At 61.1% G+C, this 21,149-nt stretch carries 19 protein-coding genes; 7 read left to right on the top strand and 12 right to left on the bottom strand.

Features of this window, described 5'->3' with window-relative positions:
- Positions 1–19: 19 nt before the first annotated feature.
- From ACJSDX_RS02625 to ACJSDX_RS02590, 8 genes are all read right to left on the bottom strand, one after another.
- Positions 20–3,484, bottom strand: coding sequence for a response regulator (locus tag ACJSDX_RS02625; RefSeq protein ID WP_407993362.1), 3,465 nt, complete (start codon positions 3,482–3,484; stop codon positions 20–22).
- Positions 3,485–3,703: 219 nt separating this feature from the next.
- Entirely contained in the window at positions 3,704–3,901 is a 198-nt protein-coding gene (locus ACJSDX_RS02620; protein WP_407993361.1) for a DUF3008 family protein, read from the bottom strand.
- A gap of 90 nt (positions 3,902–3,991) precedes the next feature.
- On the bottom strand, positions 3,992–4,897 hold the full coding sequence (locus ACJSDX_RS02615) for an efflux RND transporter periplasmic adaptor subunit (protein ID WP_407993360.1): 906 nt from the start codon (positions 4,895–4,897) through the stop codon (positions 3,992–3,994).
- Positions 4,898–4,910: 13 nt separating this feature from the next.
- On the bottom strand, positions 4,911–5,108 hold the full coding sequence (locus ACJSDX_RS02610; RefSeq protein ID WP_407993359.1) for a DUF1656 domain-containing protein: 198 nt from the start codon (positions 5,106–5,108) through the stop codon (positions 4,911–4,913).
- A complete protein-coding gene (locus ACJSDX_RS02605; protein ID WP_407993358.1) occupies positions 5,101–7,284 on the bottom strand; it encodes an FUSC family protein in 2,184 nt (727 codons plus the stop codon). Before ACJSDX_RS02605 ends, ACJSDX_RS02610 begins: the two co-directional genes overlap by 8 nt.
- Entirely contained in the window at positions 7,284–8,720 is a 1,437-nt protein-coding gene (locus tag ACJSDX_RS02600) for an efflux transporter outer membrane subunit (protein ID WP_407993357.1), read from the bottom strand. The genes ACJSDX_RS02605 and ACJSDX_RS02600 overlap by 1 nt, the downstream gene beginning before the upstream one ends.
- A 51-nt stretch (positions 8,721–8,771) precedes the next feature.
- Positions 8,772–9,275: a MarR family winged helix-turn-helix transcriptional regulator gene (locus tag ACJSDX_RS02595; RefSeq protein WP_309565839.1), complete on the bottom strand. Its 504-nt coding sequence runs from the start codon at positions 9,273–9,275 to the stop codon at positions 8,772–8,774.
- Positions 9,276–9,371: 96 nt separating this feature from the next.
- Positions 9,372–9,971 (bottom strand): TetR/AcrR family transcriptional regulator, encoded by a 600-nt coding sequence (locus ACJSDX_RS02590; RefSeq protein WP_407993356.1) that lies wholly within the window; start codon positions 9,969–9,971, stop codon positions 9,372–9,374.
- A gap of 102 nt (positions 9,972–10,073) precedes the next feature.
- Between ACJSDX_RS02590 and ACJSDX_RS02585 the strand changes: the two genes are divergently transcribed.
- The 4 genes from ACJSDX_RS02585 (at position 10,074) to ACJSDX_RS02570 (ending at position 12,833) form a co-directional block, all read left to right on the top strand.
- Positions 10,074–10,865, top strand: coding sequence for a quinoprotein dehydrogenase-associated SoxYZ-like carrier (locus ACJSDX_RS02585; RefSeq protein ID WP_407993355.1), 792 nt, complete (start codon positions 10,074–10,076; stop codon positions 10,863–10,865).
- 89 nt (positions 10,866–10,954) lie between these two features.
- On the top strand, positions 10,955–11,230 hold the full coding sequence (locus ACJSDX_RS02580; RefSeq protein ID WP_407993354.1) for a DUF4242 domain-containing protein: 276 nt from the start codon (positions 10,955–10,957) through the stop codon (positions 11,228–11,230).
- The gene (locus ACJSDX_RS02575; protein WP_407993353.1) at positions 11,230–11,577 is read left to right on the top strand and encodes a c-type cytochrome; all 348 of its coding nucleotides are present in this window, start codon (positions 11,230–11,232) and stop codon (positions 11,575–11,577) included. Before ACJSDX_RS02580 ends, ACJSDX_RS02575 begins: the two co-directional genes overlap by 1 nt.
- Entirely contained in the window at positions 11,574–12,833 is a 1,260-nt protein-coding gene (locus ACJSDX_RS02570; RefSeq protein WP_407993352.1) for an FCSD flavin-binding domain-containing protein, read from the top strand. The genes ACJSDX_RS02575 and ACJSDX_RS02570 overlap by 4 nt, the downstream gene beginning before the upstream one ends.
- Before the next feature lie 36 nt (positions 12,834–12,869).
- Here ACJSDX_RS02570 and ACJSDX_RS02565 read toward each other — a convergent pair whose 3' ends face one another.
- From ACJSDX_RS02565 to ACJSDX_RS02555, 3 genes are all read right to left on the bottom strand, one after another.
- Positions 12,870–13,802, bottom strand: coding sequence for a GGDEF domain-containing protein (locus ACJSDX_RS02565; protein WP_407993351.1), 933 nt, complete (start codon positions 13,800–13,802; stop codon positions 12,870–12,872).
- A gap of 177 nt (positions 13,803–13,979) precedes the next feature.
- Positions 13,980–14,894 (bottom strand): DMT family transporter, encoded by a 915-nt coding sequence (locus tag ACJSDX_RS02560; protein ID WP_407993350.1) that lies wholly within the window; start codon positions 14,892–14,894, stop codon positions 13,980–13,982.
- 85 nt (positions 14,895–14,979) lie between these two features.
- The gene (locus ACJSDX_RS02555) at positions 14,980–15,876 is read right to left on the bottom strand and encodes a LysR family transcriptional regulator (RefSeq protein WP_407993349.1); all 897 of its coding nucleotides are present in this window, start codon (positions 15,874–15,876) and stop codon (positions 14,980–14,982) included.
- A 118-nt stretch (positions 15,877–15,994) separates the two neighbouring features.
- Between ACJSDX_RS02555 and ACJSDX_RS02550 the strand changes: the two genes are divergently transcribed.
- The 3 genes from ACJSDX_RS02550 to ACJSDX_RS02540 all read left to right on the top strand — a co-directional run bounded on the left by ACJSDX_RS02550 (position 15,995) and on the right by ACJSDX_RS02540 (position 18,700).
- Positions 15,995–16,861, top strand: coding sequence for a pirin family protein (locus ACJSDX_RS02550; RefSeq protein WP_407993348.1), 867 nt, complete (start codon positions 15,995–15,997; stop codon positions 16,859–16,861).
- 42 nt (positions 16,862–16,903) lie between these two features.
- Positions 16,904–17,527, top strand: a complete 624-nt coding sequence (gene ycaC, locus ACJSDX_RS02545) for an isochorismate family cysteine hydrolase YcaC (protein WP_407993347.1) — start codon at positions 16,904–16,906, stop codon at positions 17,525–17,527.
- Positions 17,528–17,701: 174 nt separating this feature from the next.
- Positions 17,702–18,700: a catalase family peroxidase gene (locus ACJSDX_RS02540; RefSeq protein ID WP_407993346.1), complete on the top strand. Its 999-nt coding sequence runs from the start codon at positions 17,702–17,704 to the stop codon at positions 18,698–18,700.
- A gap of 106 nt (positions 18,701–18,806) precedes the next feature.
- Here the strand turns inward: ACJSDX_RS02540 and metE are convergent, their stop codons facing one another.
- Positions 18,807–21,092 (bottom strand): 5-methyltetrahydropteroyltriglutamate--homocysteine S-methyltransferase, encoded by a 2,286-nt coding sequence (gene metE, locus ACJSDX_RS02535; protein ID WP_407993345.1) that lies wholly within the window; start codon positions 21,090–21,092, stop codon positions 18,807–18,809.
- Between the last annotated feature and the right edge of the window lie 57 nt (positions 21,093–21,149).

The raw sequence follows: 21,149 nt of genomic DNA, 5'->3' as shown, positions 1-21,149 counted from the left end.
GCTTTTGTTGCATCGCGTTTTACTCGATATGGTTGAGCCCGGCCGGCAGCCAGACGCGCAGCAATGAATACAGGCGCGAAAGCTCGATAGGCTTGGCGAGGTAGTCGTTCATGCCCGCCTTCATGCATTGCTCCTGGTCGTCCTTCATCGCCTTGGCGGTGATGGCGATGATGGGCAGACGCTCGAAGCGGCCGTCGGCGCGAATGCGGCGCGTGGCTTCCAGGCCGTCCATTTCCGGCATCATGACGTCCATCAGCACCAGGTTGATGTCGGGAATCTGGTTCAGCTTGTCGATGGCCTCGAGGCCGTTGCGCGCCACTTCCACCTTCATGCCCTTCTGCTCCAGCGCGCTGGTCAGGGCGAAGACGTTGCGCACGTCGTCATCCACCAGCAGGATATGGCGGCCGTCAAACACGCGTTCCCGGCTGCGCAAGGCTTGCAGCATGCGCTGGCGTTCGCTGGAAAGCTCGGATTCGACCTTGTGCAGGAACAGGGTGACCTCGTCCAGCAGGCGCTCGGGCGAGCGCGCACCCTTGATGATGATGGAGCGCGAATACTTCAGCAGTTCCGCCTCTTCATCACGGCTGAGGTTGCGGCCGGTGTAGACGATGACGGGCGGGAAGGCGCAGATGTCCTCGCTGGACATGCGCTGCAACAGCTCGCTGCCCTGCATGTCCGGCAGCTTGAGGTCGATGATCATGCAGTCGAAGATATTGCTGCGCAATTGCTCCAGCGCCTGCTCGCCGAATTCCACCGCGACGATTTCCACGTCGTCGTCGGCGATCAGCTGGTGCACGCTCTCGCGCTGGCGCGCGTCATCTTCCACCAGCAACACGCGCTTGATTTTCTGCGACAGTTTTTCCTCAAGGCGCGCAAACACCTGCTTCAGCTCTTCCAGCGTCGTGGGCTTGAGCGCGTAGCCGATCGCGCCCAGGTGGAGCGCGGCTTCGGTATGGTCCTCGCTGGAAACCACATGCACGGGGATATGGCGGGTGCGGGTGTTGTTTTTCAGGGTTTGCAGCACGCTGAGCCCCGATTCGTCCGGCAGGCGAATATCCAGCAGGATCGCCTGCGGCTGGTACTCTGCCGCGAGGTGCAGGCCTTCGTCGGCGGCGTGGGCCACTAGGCATTGGTAGCCCATTTCGTGCGCGAGGTCGAAGAGGATGCGCGCAAATGCGGGTTCATCCTCGATCACCAGCACCAGGCGCTGCGAATCCTGGGCTTGCTCGCGGTCATCAGGGAATGCCGGGCCGGTGAACTGCTTGGCAGGGGGTTCCTGCTGTTGCGCGGGTTCGGCCGTATGGGATGGCGCAGGTTCCGGCGGCAGCAAGATGGCGTTGGATTGCCATTCCCGCGGTACCAGCAAGGTGAAGCTGCTGCCTTCGCCGCGGGCGCTTTCCACGCTGATGGAGCCGCCCAGCAAGGCGGCCAGGTTGCGCGAAATCGACAGGCCGAGGCCGGTGCCGCCATAGCGGCGGCTGGAAGTCCCGTCCACCTGGCGGAAAGGCGCGAAGATGGCCTCGTGCATGCTCGGGTCTATGCCGATGCCGGAGTCTTTTACCGTGAAGCTGACCTGGTCGTACTCATTGGCCGAGATGCGCAGGGAAATATTGCCGCGGTCGGTGAATTTGATGGCATTCGACAACAGGTTCTTCAGTATCTGTTCCAGGCGCTGGCGGTCCGTGTAGACCGTGTTCGGCGTTTCCGGATCGACCTCGATCTTGAAGGCGAGCTTTTTCTGCTGCGCCAGCGGCTCGAACACGGACTCCAACGAGCTCGCCAAGTGTTGGAGGGCGAGTTCCTGCGGCTTCAATTCCAGCTTGCCCGCTTCAACCTTGGAAATGTCGAGGATATCGTTGATCAGGTTGAGCAGGTCGTTGCCCGCGGAATAAATGGTTTGCGCAAACTTCACCTGTTCTTCACTGAGGTTGCCTTCCCGGTTGTCGGCAAGCAGCTTGGCGAGGATGAGGGAGCTATTGAGCGGGGTGCGCAGCTCGTGCGACATATTGGCCAGGAACTCGGATTTATACTGGCTCGCCCGTTCGAGGTCCTCTGCCCTTTCCTGCAACTGGGTTTGAGCCTCTTGCAGGGCAGCGTTCTTTTCATCCAGCCTGAGCGCCTGCTCGGCCAGCTTGTCGTTGGTCTGCTCCAGCTCGGCCTTCTGGTTTTCCAGGGTGGCTTGGGATTCCTCGAGCACGCGGGACTGCTCTTCCAGTTCTTCATTGCTGGTGCGCAGTTCCTCTTGCTGCACTTGCAGTTCCTCGTTGAGCTGCTGGGTTTCAGCCAGCAGGTCCTGCAGGCGCTGGCGCGACAATGCCGCCTCGATGGCGATGCCGAGGTTGCCTGAGATTAAAGAGAGGAATTCTATGGTCAGCGGTTCCGGCTTATGCATGAAGCCCAGTTCAATCACGCCATTGATGCGGCCGTCGTTGTTGATCGGCACGATGACCAGATGGCGCGGCGTTGCGTCGCCCAGGGACGAATTGACCTTGATATAGTCGTGCGGCAGGCTGTCGAGGTCGATGAGGCGGTTTTCTGCCACGGCCTGGCCCAGCAGGCCTTGATGTTCGCGCAATACGGAGTCGCGCTGCTCATGTTCGGGGCTGAAGCCGTATGTTGCAAAGCGGCGTAACGCGCCATCGTCATCGCGTACATATATCGCACCCACCTGCACGCCGATATAGCTGGCCAGGAAGTCGAGGGAGATGCGGCCGAGTTGCGGTAACGCCATTTGCCCGATGCCCAGCTCGGCCAGGGCTGTCTGGCCCGTGCGCAGCCAGGCCTGCTGTTGCTGGGTGTCCGCGTGTTCCTGCTGGCGCTGCAGGGTTTCCTCATAGTTGTTCGACAGGCTCAGCAGCTCGCGGCGCCCGAAATAGCCTAAAAAGCCGGTCAGTCCCAGTACGAACAGCAGGTAGGATGTGAGCGAGAAGGCGATGGTCTTGCGTGCATTGTCATTCCTGTACTTGAGCATGCGCTGCTCGTCCATGACAAAATTGGAAAGCTCGTTGCGGATCTCGTCGAACTGCAGTTTTCCATGGCCTAAACGCAAGGTGGACAAAAAGTCTTCGTTTGCCCGCCGCTTGTCGATCATGATGCTCGCGTAGGCATCCCATTGGTCGATATAGGTTTGGGTACGCTTGAGGCGGTCTATCTGGGTTGGGTTGTCGCTGACTAATACCGTCAATGTCGAAATTTCAGCCTGGATCTTGGGCTTGCTGAGCAGGTAAGGGGCAAGGAAATTATCATCTTTGCTAAGCAGGTAACCGCGCATCCCGCTTTCCATATCGACCGTGAGCTTGGATATTTCCTGGGCCTTGCCGATCACGCGTTCGGTATGCTCCACCCAGTTCATGGAGTCGAGCAAGTTGAGGATGAGGACGACAAAGAGCGCTGCGCTTGCAATACCGACCCCGAGCGGCAGCATGATGTTGCGGCGCAGGATGCGCTTGAAACTGGCTTGATCGATATTGGCTTGACCGGTCATGGAGTGCATATCCTGCAGATTTCAAGATGCGGTAGTGTAGCGCAACTGATGGGTTTGCAGGCGTCAAAATCGCCGAATATCGGGAGAATTTCCGGCAAAAACCGGTAAATTCATACAAAGTAGGAATTGTCTTACAAGGGAGGGTAACGGGGTCCTACATAAAAACGCCGGCAAGCCAAAATATCCCTTGCCGGGCTTTTTGATCATTCAATAAATAGCTTAATGGTGCTTGTTCTTGTCCACCTTGTACGGCTTGTCCTTACGCTTGGTGGAAGCGAGCTTTTCCAACTCCTTCTCGCTCATGCTGTTGACCATGCTGCGCGAGGCACCCTTCAGGTCTTTCTTGCTGGCCTCACCGCGCTTTGCCGAAAGCGCTGCGCCTGCGGCCATTTGCTGAGCCTTGGATTTTGCGGGCATGATGCTCTCCTTTGAACTAAGGTCGAACCAGTATGCGCGATATCAGGACATGTTGCAGTCAGCCGATGCCGGGTTTAGTTGTCGGAGAAATCAAGCAGGCGGTCCTGCGCTTGTTCTCGTGGCTTGGGCGGCCGGATGCACGATCACCGAGCAGGTCATGCCGGCGACCAGCACGGCGTTTTCAGGGACGTCGTCGATATGGATACGTACCGGCACGCGTTGCGCGAGGCGCACCCAGTTGAAGCTCGGGTTGACATTGGCAAGCAGCCTCACGTCGGTCGGGTTGTCGCGGTCGGTGATGCCGCGGGCGATGCTTTCGACATGACCGTGCAGGACGAAATCGGTGCCCAGCATGCGGATTTCCGCCGGGTCGTTCACATGGATGAGGGCGAGCTTGTGCTCCTCGAAGTAGCCGTAGACCCAGTAGGATTTCTGGTCGATCAGCGCGAGCTTGGCCTCGCCCGCCTGCGCATAGTCTCCCGGCCGCACCAGCAGGTTGGATACCCAGCCGTCGACAGGCGCCCGCACCTCGGTGCGCTTGAGGTCGAGCTTCGCATGGCCGAGCTCGGCGTGGGCCTGGTCCAGGTCCGCCTTGGCTGCCAAGGTGATGAGGTCGGAATCCTCGCGGTCTTCGCGCGAGATCACCTGGTCGTCCAGCATGGCGCGCCGCGTCGATTGCCCGCGCTTGAGGGCGAGATTGATCTTGCGCTGTTCCAGCCTGGCTTCCGCTTCTTCCAGTGTGTGGTGGTAGCGCTCGGCGTCGATACGGAACAATAGATCGCCTTTTTTCACGAACTGGTTGTCGCGCACCACTACCTCGGTGACCAATCCCGATACGTCGCTGGCGATATTGACGACATCTGCGCGTACCCTGCCGTCGCGCGTCCATGGCGAGTCCATATAGCGAACCCAGAGCAAATGGCCCAGGACCACGGCCGCCAGTACGATGACCAAGGTGAGCGAAATGCGCAGGATGTGCTTGTAAAGGTCTTTCATGTGCTTTCCATTGTCAGTAAATCAGGAGTCCGAGCGAGCAGAACAGGCAGACGAACAGGCCCAGGCGGAACAGCGCGCGGTACCAGATGAATTGGTAGCCGCCCAGCCACACCAAGGCTGTGTCCAGCAGCCAATACAGCAGCAATGCCACCAGGAAGGCCAACATCAACGTCGGCATCAGCGCGTCGAGAAAGGCGATTTCCCTAGGCATGTTGCGGTGCTCCTGACGCCGGCGTTTCATCAAGCGGGGCGATGGGCGTGAGCACCGAGTCCTTGTCCAGCAGTGCGCCGCGGATGAAATGCAGCATCGCGAGCAGCTGTGCCTGGTTGGATACGGTCAGCGCGGTTCTGGATTGCACGCGTTCGATGCTGTTGGCGACCGAGGCGATGGCGGTATGGCGCAACGCAGTGCTGGGCTGCTCGAACAGCCTGGCCAATTGCAGCAGGCTGTGGTCTATCGAGCCGCGAATGGCAGGATCGTCCGTGCTGTTCAATTCTGTCCGCAGTGCGATGACGGCCTGGCTGATTTCCAGCGTGGAAAACAGCCAGTCGACCACTTCCTTGTCCTTGGCATCGGCAACGCGCCGTGCCGACCCCATGCGCAGGAGCAGCTCGCGCGCATGGGTCTCGAGCTTGACGCGCGCCGGCGGCGGCGTTTGCACGCAGGCGTCCTGGATCAGCTCTCGCAACGCCTGGGCGACGCGGGTGCGCGACCACAGGTTGTTGGTGAGGTCGATCAGGCTGTAAAACAGGCCGGCGAGCATGATGGCAAGCAGGTCGGCAATCGCTTCATTGATGAAATTGACCGGGTTGGCGGCAAATACGTTGTTGAAGCCGATATGCAGGAAAAACACGATGAATATGCCGGAGCCGATCACGGCGATGGCAGGCCTGGTGGTGAACCAGGCCGCAATCGCGATTGCGGGGCACAATGCCAGCGCCAGCATGGCGAAACCCTGCGCCTGCGTCAGCAGGTGGAAGTTGCACAGGTAAAGCAGCGCCGTGCCGATCAATGCGCCGATGATGAACTGGCGCACCGTCCTGCCCGGCGCAGGCGACGAGGCGAACAGCGTGCTCGCGATGGTGGCAATGGTAATGGCCTCTATGCCCGAACGCAGGTCGCAGGCGATCCAGAGGAAGGACATCACCGCGAACACCAGGCCGCCGCGTATTCCTGCCAGCAAGGCCGCCAGCGGGTCGAAATGCATCCCCAGCCCCGGGGACTGCCGGGTCTTCAATGTGCCTGCTTTCCCCGGCCTGTTCAGTCCGGCATAGGTATGCACGTAGGCATGCAGTTCCGAGAGGATGCGCAGGCCCAGCTCCGCACCGGTGGCGAAATCCAGTTTTTCATTCTCGCCGAGTGCGGCCGGCAGGGAGGACTGCACCTCGTTAAGGTGGATGGGCCAGCGCTGCAGCAATGCATCGATAGTGAGCGCTACCTGTCTTGCCTCATGTTCATCGCGCGCTTCGTGCCCGCGGGTCAACACGGCGGACTGGATCGGGGCGAACAATGCCAGCAGGCCGTCCACTACCTGCGGGTGGCCGCTTGCATGCAGGCGCCGCATCAATTGCTCGAACGAGTGCAGGCTGGTGGTGACCGTCATGAACTCGGAGTTCAGCAAGTTGAGCTGCTCGCGGTAGGCGCGCGAGTGGCTGCTCTCCATGGACGAGGAGGCATGGAATATTTCCAGCTCGAATACGTCGCCCACCATGCGCAGGGTTTCCGCCTGGGCGGCGGGGCCGGCGAGTTTCTTGCGGTCCAGGCTGGCAAGCAGGCGGGAAAAGTCGCGAAAGCGCTTGCGCACGGCATTGCGCAGCAGTTCGCTGATGCCCTGGGGAAACACGAGCGCGCTCACCAGGCTGGCAGAGGCGAGCCCGACCATGATCTCGGAAAGCCGCGTCATGGCGATGTCGAAGGTCTGCCCCGGGTTGAGCGTGGCCGGCAGGCCGACGATGCAGATGGTATAGCCCGCCAGCACGAAGGCATAGGATTGATGGTGGCGGAAGACGATGGAGCCCGCGGTGCAAAAGCTGATCCACAATGCCAGGTAGATGAGGAAAGGCACGCGTTCCTGGGCGAACAGCGCGACCAGCAGCACCGAAGTGGCAATCCCGACCAGGGTGCCGATGAGCCGGTAATAGCTTTTGGCCAGTACCATGCTGGTCCTGGTCTGCATGACGATGGCGACGGTAAGCAGCGCGGTGCGGGGCTGTTCCAGCTCGAACCTGAGCGAGACCCACATGGCGAGCATGCATGCCAGCAGTACCTTGCCAATGTAGATCAGCGTCTGCGCGTCCTCGCGCGTCCAGTCGCGCAGCACGCCGAGCAAGGCGTAGCGCCAGCGCGCGTGGCGCATGACGGCCGGGCCGGTGCTGTTGCGGCTCATCAATGCGCCCCGGCAGACGGCTGGCCGGCTCCGCCGCCCAACGCCTTCATCAGTCCGGCATAAGTGCTGAGCCTGGAGGCTTCCAGGTCGACCAGGGCTGTACGCTGGCTGAGCACCTGGTTTTCGGCGTCCAGCACCTTGAGGTAGTTGGCCAGCCCGGCATGGTTGCGGGTCTGGGCGAGTTTCCTGGTTTTCTCGGCAAGGCGCAGCCCCTCGAGCAATTCCGCCTGCTGGATCGCGTTGGAGTGCAGCGTGACCAGCTGCGCGCTGATTTCCTGCATGGACTGCAGCACGATGGCGTTGTATTGCTCGACAGCCAGGTCGTATTCCGCAGCCGTCGCTGCGAGATTGCCGCGGCGTTGCCCGCCGTCGAACAACGGCAGCGAAACCGCCGGGCCGACGCCTGCCACCAGGCCGCTTTCGCTGAGGATCTTGCCGAAGCCCATGGCCTGCAGGCCAACAAAGCTCAACAGGTTGATGTTGGGGTAGAAAGCCGCCTTGGCGCTGGCGATATTGTGGCTGGCGGCTTCGATCCGCCATCTTGCCGCGACGATATCGGGCCGGCGGCCCACCAGGTTGGCAGGAAGGGCATCGGGAAGGCCGATGTCGGCGTCCAGGGATAGCCTGGGCGCTTGCAGGTGCTCGGTAAAGCCCGGCCCCTCGCCAGCAAGCGCTGCAAGCTGCTGCCTGGTCAAGGTGATGCGCTCGTCGCTCACTTCCAGTTGCGCCCGCAATCCCGGGACTGCGGATTCCGCCTCGCTGACCTCGATTTCAGTTCCTAGGCCTGCGGCAAGCGCGCGCTTGCGGATATCCAGTTGCTGCTGCGCGATATCCAGCCTCTGCTGGATGATGTTATGCAGCGCATGCTCCCGCGAGAGCGCGATGTAATGCATCACCAGGGCGGTGGTTAGGCTTAGCCGGACTTGCTGGGCCTCCGCAGCGGTCGCCTGGATGCGGTCGAGCGCGCCTTTCCATTGCTGTTCGCGCTGTCCCCAGAGGTCTAGGTCGTAGCCGAGGTTGAGCGTGGCCTTGTTGTTCCACTCCGTATGGCCTCCCCACGGCGGCGGGATGAATTGCAGGTTGGTAAAGCGTTCGCGTACGAAGTTGCCGTTGATGCCGGCTTGCGGAGCGAGCAGTGCGCCGGCGGCCTGCGCCTGTGCTGCCGCCAGGGCAGTGCGGCTGCGTGCCGCCCGGATATCGGGATGTTGTTGCAGGCTGTGGCTGACTAACGCATCGAGTTGCGCATCCTGGAAGACCTGCCACCATTCCTCCCTGGGCCATGGCAGGTCGTGCCGGGCCTGGGCGATGTCATGGCCTGCATCCAGCAGGGCGGGGTCTTTAGGCTGCGACGTGGTGGAAATGCCGGACATGCTCATGCATCCAGGCAACACCGCGATCACAGCGGTGCTGAAAGCCTTGAGGATGTTGCGATGCATGTTGGACTCCCGCCCAGGATAACGATGTAGAAACGGTTTGGTGCGCTTTTGTTACTTGATGATGTCGGCGTTGGCGCCCAGGGTCTGCATATGGCGCACTACGTCCTGGCGATGCTGCAGCGACAAGGTGGACATCAGGGCCGCGACGTTGGTGTAGTACACCGGCATGACCTCGTCGAGCTTTTTGCGCCCGGCCGCCGTGAGCTTGATCTTGAGCTTGCGCCTGTCCTTGCGGTCGGTGAGGCGGCTCACCAGCCCTTCGCTTTCCAGCCCGTCGATGAAGCCGGTCATCGTGGCCTTGGTGACGCCGGCCTTCTCGGCCAGCTCCGACGGGGACGAGCTGAGGTTGTCCTCGCGCAGCAGCAGCACCAGCACCCACCAGCGCCCTTGCAGCAGGCCGTGTTGTGCCAGCATTTTGTCCAGTGCGTCCGAGAGGTCGGATGCGGCACGCAGGATATTGACGAATTCCCAGATCGCGACGATGTCGGCTTCCGGGTAATAGCCTGCAAATTTTTTCAGCGACTCTGAGGTCGGCAATTCTTTAATCAGTAGCATCGTACGGATTATGATAGTTAGGTGCCATAATGAGTGTCAATAGTCTGCATGGATATTTCCATAAAAATTTTATGGGTTTTATGCATGGAGGCCTGGCTACCGCCTGGCAACCTCGAGCAATTGCCGCTTGTAGAGCGAAAGTGTGCGGGCGATCACTTGCGTGTCGTTCATGGCCTTGGCAAGTAGCAAGGCGCCCTCTAGGGTGGCGATATACAGCTCGGCCCAGGCGGCCGCATCAAAGGCGGCAAGATGCTGTTCGGCCTTGATCTGCTCGAACATGCCGGCTAACTGGTTGCGCCAGTCCTGGAAATATTGCCGGGAGACCTGGAACAGCCGCGGGTTGGTCTCGGCAAGCCCCATGGTGAAGATGGCGAGCATGCAGCCCTGGCTGAGCTGCGGGCCCTGATAGGAAACAATGGCATCGTCCAGGTAGGCCACCAGCTGCTCCAGCCTGGAGGCGTGCGTCGATTGCATGACGTGCTGCTGCCGTTCCAGCGCATCTTGCCAGAACTGCTGCAATACCGCTTCGCCCAGCACTTCCTTGTTGGAGAAGTGATGGAAGAACCCGCCCTTGGTGATGTCGGCCTGTGCGCAGATCATATCGATCGACATTGCGGAAAAGCCGCGCGAGAGGATCAAGTCCCTGGCAATATGCAGGATGCGGTCACGCGTGGATGCAGTGGTCTGGCTGGGCATATGAGTGTTCCGTCGAAGTCCTTTATGATGCTATTGACAAATCTGTATACTGGCATAACATACCAACTGGTTGGTATTCTATACGATGAAATGGATAAAGCAATGATGACACGTTTGCTTTCACGAGCACTGCTCGCATTGGGGTTGGCATTATCAATGGCCGCCACGGCGGAAGTCACGGACCAGAAGTGGCAGAGCATGCAGCGCGACTTCTTCCCGGGCAAGACCTTGCAGCAAAGCGATCTGGTCAAAATCACCGCGCCCAGGCGTGCGGAAAGCGGCGCCCAGGTGCCGTTTGCGTTTTCCGTCGACCAGCCGGGAGACGGCCAGTACGTGAAGTCGGTCTCGGTGATCGTGGATGCCAACCCGGTGCCGCTTGCCGCCGTGTTCCATTTCAATCCGCAAAGCGGCAAGGCCGAGGTCGCGACCCGCATCCGCCTGGAGACGGATTCGCTGGTGCACGTGGTGGCAGAGACCAGCGATGGCAAATGGTATGTCAATGCAGCGACAGTGAGGGCGAGCGGCGGGTGCGGCGGCACGATCGACGGCGACGAGAATGCGGCCCGCCAGAGCGCAGGCAAGATGCGCCTGGCCCTGGATAACGAGGCTGCGGAGGGCGACCTGCGCTACGCCAAGCTGCAGATCAAGCACCCGATGTTCACGGGCCTGCAGCGCGACCTAGTATCTCAGGGCTTCCGTCCCGCGTTCTACATCAGCAAGATCGACGTGCGCTACAACGGCGAGCCGGTGCTGCAAGCGGATACTTACATCGGCATCAGCGAAGATCCCAATATCCGCCTGCCATTCATCGCCAAGCGCGATGGCACGCTTACGGTCACTATCCAGGACAATGAAGACAACGAGTTCACCCAAAGCCTGGCCGTCAAGCTGTAGGCGGCGGGCAACACTCTCGTTTCAGTGGTTTCGTTAGCGGCTCTGCGCCAGTTTCAATCGACTCATCATCCCATCATTAAGGAGGAGCAATGCCGAAATTCATCATCGAACGGGAAATTCCAGGCGCTGGCAGCCTGGGCGCCGAGGAATTGCAAGGCGTTTCTGCGAAGTCATGCAGTGTATTGAAGGCCCTGGGGCCGCAAATCCAGTGGGTTGAGAGCTACGTCACCGACGACAAGATTTATTGCGTCTATATCGCGCCATCTGAAGAACTGATCCGCCAGCACGCGAGCGAAGGCGGATTCCCTGCCAACCGCATTTCACAAATTAGGCGCATGATCGACCCGACGACAGCAGATTCCTGATGCGGCTTTTCCTGATCGGCCTGCTGGGTATGGGCTATCTCATACCAGGGGCGGCATGGGCCGGTGCCAACAGCCATATCCGCACGCTGGCGGCTTCCTGCGCGGCGTGCCATGGGTATGAGGGCAAGAGCCGCGGCGAGATTCCCAGTCTGGCCGGCATGTCTGCCGAACATTTCCTCGACAAGATGCGGCAATACCGCGATATGCAAGATGACGGCAGCGTGATGAACCAGCATGCCAAGGGCCTGGAGTGGGAAGAGATTGCAGGCCTGGCCGGCTATTTCGCCTGCACCGCTCCCGAGGCGGCGGCCTGCCGTGAATACCGGCAACAGGCGGGCACGCAATGAAGCGCCGCAGCTTCAACAAGCTGGCATTGGCCAGCCTGCTGCTCCCTGCTTCATTGCGTAGTTTTGCTTCGTCGGCAGGCGCGCCGCGCGTGGTAGTGGTGGGCGCCGGGTTTGCCGGCGCGACGGTGGCGAAGTATCTGCGCGTATGGAGCCAGGGCGGTATCGAGGTCATCCTGATTGAGCCGGGTAGGACCTTCGTCTCCTGCCCCGCGAGCAACCTGGTGTTGGGCGGCAGTAGGCAGATGCAGGAAATTTCCCATTCTTACGACCAATTGGTGCAGCGCCACGGCGTCCAGATGCGGCAGGCCAGCGTTGCCGGCATCGATGCGCACAAGCGCAGCATCACCCTGGACGACGGCAGCCGTATCGCGTATGACAGGCTGGTGCTCGCGCCGGGGATCAGCTTCGACTACAGCCACCTCAATGTCCTGGCAGGCACGGATTTGCAGCAACGCTTCCTGCATGCCTGGAAGGCGGGCCAGCAGACGGCCGCCCTGCGGCAGCAATTGCAGGCCATGCCCGACGGCGGCGTATTCGTGATCACCGTGCCGGCGCTGCCCTACCGTTGCCCGCCCGGCCCTTACGAGCGGGCATGCCAGGCGGCTTATTACCTACAGCGGCACAAGCCGCGCTCCAAGGTACTGGTATTGGACGCCAACCCGGCGATCACTTCCAAGCGCGCGCTGTTCGAGAAAGCCTGGTCCGAACTTTATCCGGGGCTGGTCGAGTACCACGCCTCAAGCGAATTGAAAGGCATAGACCCGGGCAACGGCACGCTTGAAACCACTTTCGAGCGGGTCAAGTTCGACGTGCTGAACCTGATCCCGCCGCAGACCGCGGGCCGGCTGGCTTTGGACAACGGCTTCGGCAATGCGGACGGGCGCTGGTGCGACGTCGATTACGTCACCTACGAATCCCCGCAGGCGCGCCACGTGCACATCCTCGGCGACGCGCTGGATTCCGGCCTGCCGAAATCGGCGCATATCGCGACTTCGGAAGCCAAGGTGTGCGCAAGCGCGATCATCGCCTTGCTGGCCGGCGAGGAGCCCGATCCCGCGCCAGTGTTCGCCAATACCTGCTATAGCTATGTCAGCGCAGACGAGGCCATGCACGTGGCTAGCGTCTACCGCTTCGACGAGAAAAGCCGCGAGATGAAGCCGGCGCCGGGCGGCGGCGTCTCGCAGGCCCGCTCTGCCTCCGAGGCGCGCGAGGCGCGTTCCTGGGCGGCCAATATTTGGCATGACGTCCTGGGCTAGATAGGACCTGGACAAGCCAAGCCGCCTACCACCCTGCTAGCCGCCGTTGACCACGCAGTCGCGGCCACGCAGCTTGGCCTGATATAGCCGCTGGTCGACCTGCCCGACGAACGCCATGGCTTGGTCCTGATGGGTGGGCACCATGGTGCCCACGCCCATGCTCAAGCTGAGTATCCGCCCGCCGGGCGAGTTCGCATGCGGGATCTGCTCCTGGAGGACGAGCTCGCGGCAGCGGTGTGCCACTACCTGCGCGGATTCAGCGTCGGTATTGGGCAGGATGAGGACAAACTCTTCCCCGCCGAAGCGCGCCAGGAAGTCCCTAGCGCGCACCGCGCCGCTCGCAAGCAGCCTTGCCACCCGCTTGAGACATTCGTCGCCTTGCAGGTGGCCGTAATGGTCGTTGTACTGCTTGAAGTAATCGATGTCGCACATGATGAGCGACAGCGGGCTGCTATGGCGCTGCGCCGTGGCCCACTCCACGCTCAGCACGGAGTCGAACATGCGGCGGTTGGCGACGCCGGTGAGTCCGTCCTTGAAGGACAGCTCCTCAAGCTCCTTTTGCAGCTTGAGCAGTTGCTCCTCGTTTTTCTTGCGCTCGCTGATATCGAACATGAAGCCGATCAACGACTTCACTTCGCCAGCGGCATCGCGCACCACATGCACCACGTCCCGTATCCAAATGTATTGCCCGTCCTTGGTCAGGGCGCGGTAATCCGCCTCGTGGTCGTTGCCGGAACGCGATTGCGCGACGCAGAAATCCACCACCCGGGCCTGGTCGTCGGGATGCATGCGGGCGGCCCAGTCCTGGGCGCTCACCCAACTATCCTGGCTCCAGCCGAGCAAAGCCTCGATCTGCGGGCCGATGTAGGCGAATGTCATGGTCTTCCAGTCGATCTTCCAGGGAATGGCCTTGGTGGATTCCAGCAGGGTCTTGTAAACGGCAGGGTCGTCGGTGTTGGGCGTACTCATGGTGGAGGCTCTCGGTGGTTCCTGTTATGCGCAATCTGGCGTAGCTTACAAGCGAATTGCATGCCATGTCTGTATCGGCGGATTCTGTTGAAAATGAACGGGTTGGCGGAAATTTAGGGGCCGGCCTTGCGGAAAATATGACTAATTCGTTGACAATCCGGCAGGAAGATATGGCCACTAGGCCGTATTGCGCGTGGACAATGCCAGCCCGCCCAGGATGGCGGCAATGCCGACGGCATGGAACAAGTGCAGGCTCTCGCCCAGGAACAGCACGGACAACACGCTGCCGAACACAGGCATCAGGTGGATGAACATGCCGGCGCGGGCCGCTCCTGCCCTGGCGACGCCAATGGTGTAGAGCGTGTAGGCGATCACGGAAGGAAAGATGCCGACATACGCGAGCGCCAGCCAGGTTTCATGCTTCCATGCCGGCGCCGGGCCGGTGTGGTATTCCCAGGCATATAACGGCAGCAGCAGAACGATGGCGATGAATATCTGCACGCCCATGAGGCCGATGCGGTTGATATGCGAGGGCAACCCGCGTAGCCAGAGGGTATAGAGCGCCCAGCAGATCATCGCCGAGAAAATCACCAGGTCGCCGCCGGAAAAGTCCAGGGCCGTCAGCCGCGCCCACTCCCCGTGCAGGATGATGGTAAGCACCCCGGCAAACGACAGCGCGAGCCCGAGAATTTGCAAAAAATGCAGTTTCAGGCGGTAGAACAATGCGCCGAACAGCAGGATCAGGATAGGGATGCAGGAATTGAGCAGGATGCCGTTGGTCGCGGTAGTGTGGTGCAAGCCGCTGTAGACCAGGGTGTTGAACGCCGCGACGCCCACCAGCGACACGGCCAGCAGGCGCCAGTGGTATTGCCGGTAGAGCCGCCAGTCACGCCGGATGGCCGGCAAGGCGAAAGGCAGTATGCAGGCGAAGGCGATGACCCAGCGCCCTAGCGAAAGCGTGAACGGGGGAATGTCCGCATGCACAGCGCGGCCGACGACAAAATTGCCGGCCCAGAACAGGGGCGGCAGCGACAGGACCAGGATGAGCAAGAGCGGCGAAAGCGGAGCTTGGCTGGTGGCAGGGGTTTGCATAAGGCATACAGTATAGTCGGTCAGTCTGTGTTGCGCGCTGTGATCGTGGGGCGGTAATGCTCAGGTTTCCCCGCCGGTTTATGGCTCAGGAATTGTCGTCGAACCATGGCCTCAACTCGGACTGGGCGATGTCGATGAACGCGCGCAGCTTGGGCGGCATGAAGCGCTGGCGCGGATACACCAGGTGGATCGGGTCGCTTTGCGCCTTCCATTCCGGCAGTACGCGCTCGAGTTCGCCGATGATCATGCCGGGCTTGCATACATAGGTGGGCAGCAATGCAATGCCCTGCCCGTTCAACGCCATGTTGCGCACGATGCCGATGCTGTTGGCCATGGTGCTGCCCTTGAGCGGCACGGTGACGCTGCTGTCTCCGCGCCTGAACGTCCAGGAGTCGCGGCCCATGGGGCTGAACTGCAGGCAGTGATGCCGGTTCAGGTCTTGCGGGTGCTGCAATGCCGGGGCATGCTCAAGATAATGCCGGTGGGCGAAAGCCGCCCAGCACACGTTGCCCAGGGGCTTGGCGATCAGGCTGGAATCCCGCAGTGCCCCGGTGCGGATGGCGGCATCGATGCCTTCCGCGACCAGGTCGACGTAGCGTTCCGTCAATAACAGCTCCATTTCCAGCGCGGGATATTGCGATTGCACCTGTTTTACCAAGCCTGCCAGCAGGCTGTCGCCCAGGTCGGCGGGAGCCGAGACCTTGAGCTTGCCCTGCGGCGCCTGCCTGGCGGCATCGATCGCGGCTTCGGCTTCCAGCATATACCCCAGCCCCAGCGCGGCGTGTTCGAAATAGGCCTGGCCGGCCTCGGTCAGGTTCAGGCGGCGGGTGGTGCGCTGCAGCAGCGTGATGCCCAGCCGCTGTTCCAGCCTGGCGACCCTCGTGCTGACGGTGGAGGTGGGCAATTTCAGTTGCCTGGCCGCTGCGCTGAAGCTGCCGGCCTGTACTACCTTGACGAATACGGCGGCCTCGTTGAAATCCACGATTGTTCCATTAATTGAAAAGTAATTTCATATTTAACCATCTAGTGCCATAAAAGTCTTCTCCTTATAGTAGGCCCATCAACGTCCACTTATCGATATTCACTTCAGGAGAACCATCATGAAGAAACTGGCATTCATCAAACGCAGCAACGGCCGCCATTGGGTGGGCGACGGCTTTCCGGTGCAGAACATTTTTTCCTACCGCGACATCCACGAGGAAATGTCGCCGTTCCTGCTCATGGATTACGCCGGCCCCGCGCAATTCGAACCTACCGAAAAGCGCCGCGGCGTCGGGCAGCATCCGCACCGCGGGTTCGAGACGGTCACCATCGTCTACGACGGCCAGGTCTCGCACCATGACTCCACCAATGCCGGCGGCACCATCGGCCCGGGTGACGTGCAGTGGATGACGGCAGGCTCCGGCATCGTCCACGAGGAATACCACGGCGACGACTATGCCAGGACCGGCGGCGAGTTCGAGATGATCCAGCTCTGGGTCAACCTGCCTGCCAAGGACAAGATGGCCAAGCCGGGCTACCAGGGCATCACAAGGGAGCAGATTCCCGAGGCGGCCTTGCCGGGCAATGCGGGCAAGGTGCGCGTGATTGCGGGCGAGTACCAAGGCAATCAAGGCCCGGCGCGCACCTTCAGCCCCATGCAGGTGTGGGATGTCCGGCTGAATGCCGGCAGCGAGGCACGGTTCGCCCTGCCCGAGGGCCACACCACGGCGATCTTCGTTTTGCATGGCGCCATCGGCGTGGGCGACGTGCATACCATCCGCCCGGCAGAGCTGGCCGTGATGCAGCGAGAAGGCAATGAGCTGGTATTGGAGGCCCGGCAGGATAGCGTACTGCTGCTGTTGAGCGGCGAGCCGCTGAACGAGCCGGTGGTTGGCCATGGGCCCTTCGTCATGAATTCCTGGGAGGAAATCAACCAGGCGATTGATGACTACAACAATGGCCGTTTTGTCACTGCGGAAGTTTGAGCGCCTTGAAACATCAACATCATTCATGAAAAGGAGAAAACCATGACCAAGCCCTATGTACGTCTGGACCGCGATAACGCCGCCGTATTGCTGGTGGACCACCAGGCCGGATTATTGTCCCTGGTGCGGGACATTGAGCCGGACAGGTTCAAGAACAACGTGCTGGCACTGGCGGATGCGGCGAAGTATTTCAACCTGCCCACCATCCTCACCACCAGTTTCGAGACTGGGCCCAACGGCCCGCTGGTGCCGGAGTTGAAGCAGCTGTTCCCGGACGCACCGTATATTGCGCGCCCGGGCCAGATCAACGCCTGGGATAACGAGGATTTCGTCAAGGCGGTCAAGGCGACGGAAAAGAAGCAGCTGATCATTGCAGGCGTGGTGACGGAAGTGTGCGTGGCATTCCCTGCCCTCTCGGCACTGGAAGAAGGCTATGAAGTTTTCGTGATCACCGACGCATCCGGCACCTTCAACGCCATGACGCGCGATGCCGCCTGGGAGCGCATGGTGGCGGCCGGCGCGCAATTGATGACCTGGTTCGGCGCGGCCTGCGAGCTGCACCGCGACTGGCGCCGCGATATCGCGGGCCTGGGCGCCCTGTTTTCCAACCACATTCCCGATTACCGCAACCTGATCACTGCCTACGATACCCTGACATCCAAATAGGCGGAAACGAAATGGTTCCCCGGCTGCCTGGCATGGCGCCGGGGGTCAGGGCCGTAGGGGTTGCCACCGGCTCATGCTGGACAGTTTGCATAAGCGGTTGATTGATATTAGGCTAATCGTATTGGCCCAACTAATCTGCAGCCCAGCTTTTTTACGTAATCAGGAGCTTTCATCATGCAACCTGTCGTCCGATCCATGCTGTTCATGACGCTGCTTTTCAATATGCTGCCGACCGTATTTGCCGAGACGCCCGCCAAGCCGGTGGCGGAACAATTGGTGGATACCCTGACCGAGCTTGCCGGGGGGCCGCATCCCGGGTTTCGCTCCAACCATGCCAAGGGCATCGTCGTGGAAGGCCATTTCACCCCTGCGGCCAGCGCTGCGGAGGTGACCAAGGCCGAGATATTCACCGCGCCGCACCCGGTCGTGGTGCGTTACTCCAACGCCACCGGCGTGCCCAATAGCGCGGATAACGACGGCAGCGCCTTTCCCAAGGGAATCGCCATCCGCTTCCAGCTGGCGGACGAGGCCAGTGCGGACCTGGTATGCATCTCGGTGAACGGCTTCCCTGCGGCTACCCCGGAAGAGTTCCTGGGCTTGCTGCAGGCCGTCGCGGCTTCGCGCGATAGCCAGGCGCAGCCCAAGCCGATCGAGGCCTTTCTCGGCCAGCATCCAGCTGCGCTCAGGTTCGTGACGACACCCAAGCCAGTGCCTGAAAGCTTCGCCACCCAGCCTTTCTTCGGCGTGAACGCGTTCAAGTTCACCAACGCCCAGGGCGAAACGCGCTACGGGCGCTACCGCATCGAGCCGGTCGGTGGCGCCAAATTCCTGAGTGCTGACGCTGCCAAGGCAGTGGATGCGGACTACCTGATGCACGAACTGCCCCGCCGCCTGCAACAGGCGGCGTACAGCTACCGCATCTCTGTGCAGCTGGCTGATCCCGGCGACGAGGTGAACGATGCCACGTCGGTTTGGCCGGACAGCCGCCAGGTCGTGGAACTGGGTACGTTGACGATCGACCGTTTCCGCACCGATGGCGCGGCATTCGAGAAAACCGTGATGTTCAGCCCGCTCAACCTGGTGGACGGCATCGAGGCCAGCGACGACCCTATCCTGCATGCCCGCCCTGTGGCCTACAGCATCAGCTTCAACCGCCGCTTGCAGTCACATTGATTGACGATGTGAAAAAACTGGACCGGGGTTCGTGAAGTGAACCCCGGTCCAGTTTTATTTGCGTTCTCTTGCTGTCTCGTGAACAGGCGCTCAGAGGCTACGGCATTCAGGCGCGTAAGGTTTTCGCCGCCGCCACCATGTTGGTGAGCGCGGGGATGACCTCGGCCCACTGGCGCGTCTTCAAGCCGCAGTCGGGGTTCACCCACAGGCGTTCGGCGGGAATGCGCTCGGCCGCCTTCTTCATCAGTTGCACGATATGCTCCTGCGTCGGGATGTTGGGCGAGTGGATGTCGTAGACGCCGGGCCCGATCTCGTTCGGATACTTGAAGTCGTCGAACGCATCCAGCAGCTCCATGTCCGAGCGCGAAGTCTCGATGGTGATGACGTCGGCATCCATATCCGCGATCGAGGCGATGATGTCGTTGAACTCGGAATAGCACATATGGGTGTGGATCTGGGTTTCGTCCTCCACGCCGTTGGCCGTGATACGGAACGATTCCACCGCCCAACCGAGGTATTCCTTCCACTGGGATTTGCGCAGCGGCAGTCCCTCGCGCAATGCGGCCTCGTCGATCTGGATCACGTGCACGCCGGCTTTTTCCAGGTCCAGCACTTCCGCGCGGATGGCCAGGGCCAGCTGGTAGCAACTGACGGAACGCGGCTGGTCGTCGCGCACGAAGGACCAGTTGAGGATGGTCACCGGGCCGGTGAGCATGCCTTTCATCGGCTTGCTGGTCAGCGATTGCGCATACTTGATCCATTCCACGGTCATCGGCTGCGGGCGGCTGATGTCGCCGAACAGGATGGGCGGCTTCACGCAGCGGGAGCCGTAGGACTGCACCCAGCCGAACTGGCTGAACGCATAGCCTTCCAGTTGCTCGCCGAAGTATTCCACCATGTCGTTGCGCTCGGCTTCGCCGTGCACCAGCACGTCCAGGCCCAGCTTCTCTTGCTCGCGCACGCTGCGTTCGATCTCCTTCTGCATTGCCGCTTTGTAGCCGGCCTCGTCCAGGCGTCCGGCCTTGAATTCGCTACGGGCATGGCGAATGTCGGCGGTTTGCGGGAAGGAGCCGATGGTGGTGGTCGGGTACAAGGGCAGCTTGAGAGATGCGGCCTGCTTGGCTGCACGCTGGGCATAAGGGCTCTTGCGCTGGCCGAGCTTGGCATCCAGCTCGCCGAGGGCGGCTTTGACGGCAGGGTTGTTCACCCGCTTCGAGTTGCGCCGCGCGTCGATTGCGGCCTGGTTGGCGTCTAGCGCCGCTTTCACCGAGGCGCGGCCGTTGCGCAGGGCTGCCGCCAGCAGCTTGAGCTCATCCAGTTTCTGCACCGCAAACGCCAGCCAGGATTTCACTTCCGCATCCAGGCGCTGTTCGCTGTCGAGGTCTACCGGCACGTGCAGCAGCGAGCACGACGGCGCAATCCACAGGCGGCCGCCCAGTTGCTGCGCCAATGGCTCGATCCAGTCCAGCACGGCATTGAGGTCGGTCTTCCAGATGTTGCGGCCGTTGATCACGCCCAGCGACAATACCTTGTCCGTGGAAAGCAGTTTCAGGAGCGGGGCGACATCGTCACGGCCGTTGATCGCGTCGACATGCACGCCGGCGACCGGCAGGCTCGCCACCAGTTCGCGGTTTTCCAGCAGTTGGCCGAAATAGGTCGCCAGCAGCAACTTGACTTTGACGCTCTTGAAATAGCTGTAGGCGGTCTCGAAAGCGTCCTGCCAGGCGTCGTCGAGCTCGGTGACCAGGATGGGCTCGTCGATCTGCACCCATTCCACCCCTTGTGCTGCCAGCGTTTCCAGCAATTCAGCATAGACGGGCAATAGGCGGCTCAACAGGTTGAGCTTGCTGGAGTCGTCCTTGGCCTTGCCGATCGCCAGGTAGGTGACCGGTCCGATGATGACCGGCTTGGCCTTGACGCCTTGCGCCCTGGCCTCGGCGAGTTGTTCCAGCAGGCGGGAGGCGTCCAGCTTGAATTCGGTATGGCCGTTGAATTCCGGCACGATGTAATGGTAGTTGGTGTCGAACCACTTGGTCATTTCGCCCGCGGCCACCCCGTCGCAGCATGATGCATGTTCCTCGGCGGATTTCGCCGAGCGGCCGCGCGCGACGCGGAAGTAATTGTCCAACTGGTCGCCGTGGAAATCCTTGACGCGCTCGGGCAGGTTGCCCAGCGTGAAGCTCATGTCCAGCACCTGGTCGTAGAAGGCGAAGTCGCCGACAGGAGAGAAATCCAGGCCGGACTGGATGTCCCAGTGGCGCTTGCGCAGCGTGGCGCCCAGCGCTTTCAGTTCGTCACGCGAGGATTCGCCCTTCCAGTACGATTCCAGCGCGAACTTCAATTCGCGTTTGGCGCCGATACGCGGGAAGCCAAGGTTGTGGATGGTGGTCATGTCGGGTCTCCAGCTTTTGAATTTGAGATCACGGCATGTTAGAGTGATGAAACCATG

Origin of the sequence: Methylobacillus draconifructus, assembly GCF_045984355.1 — a bacterium.
In the GTDB taxonomy this organism is placed as follows: domain Bacteria; phylum Pseudomonadota; class Gammaproteobacteria; order Burkholderiales; family Methylophilaceae; genus Methylobacillus; species Methylobacillus flagellatus_A.
This window is presented reverse-complemented; position numbering and strand designations above follow the sequence as displayed.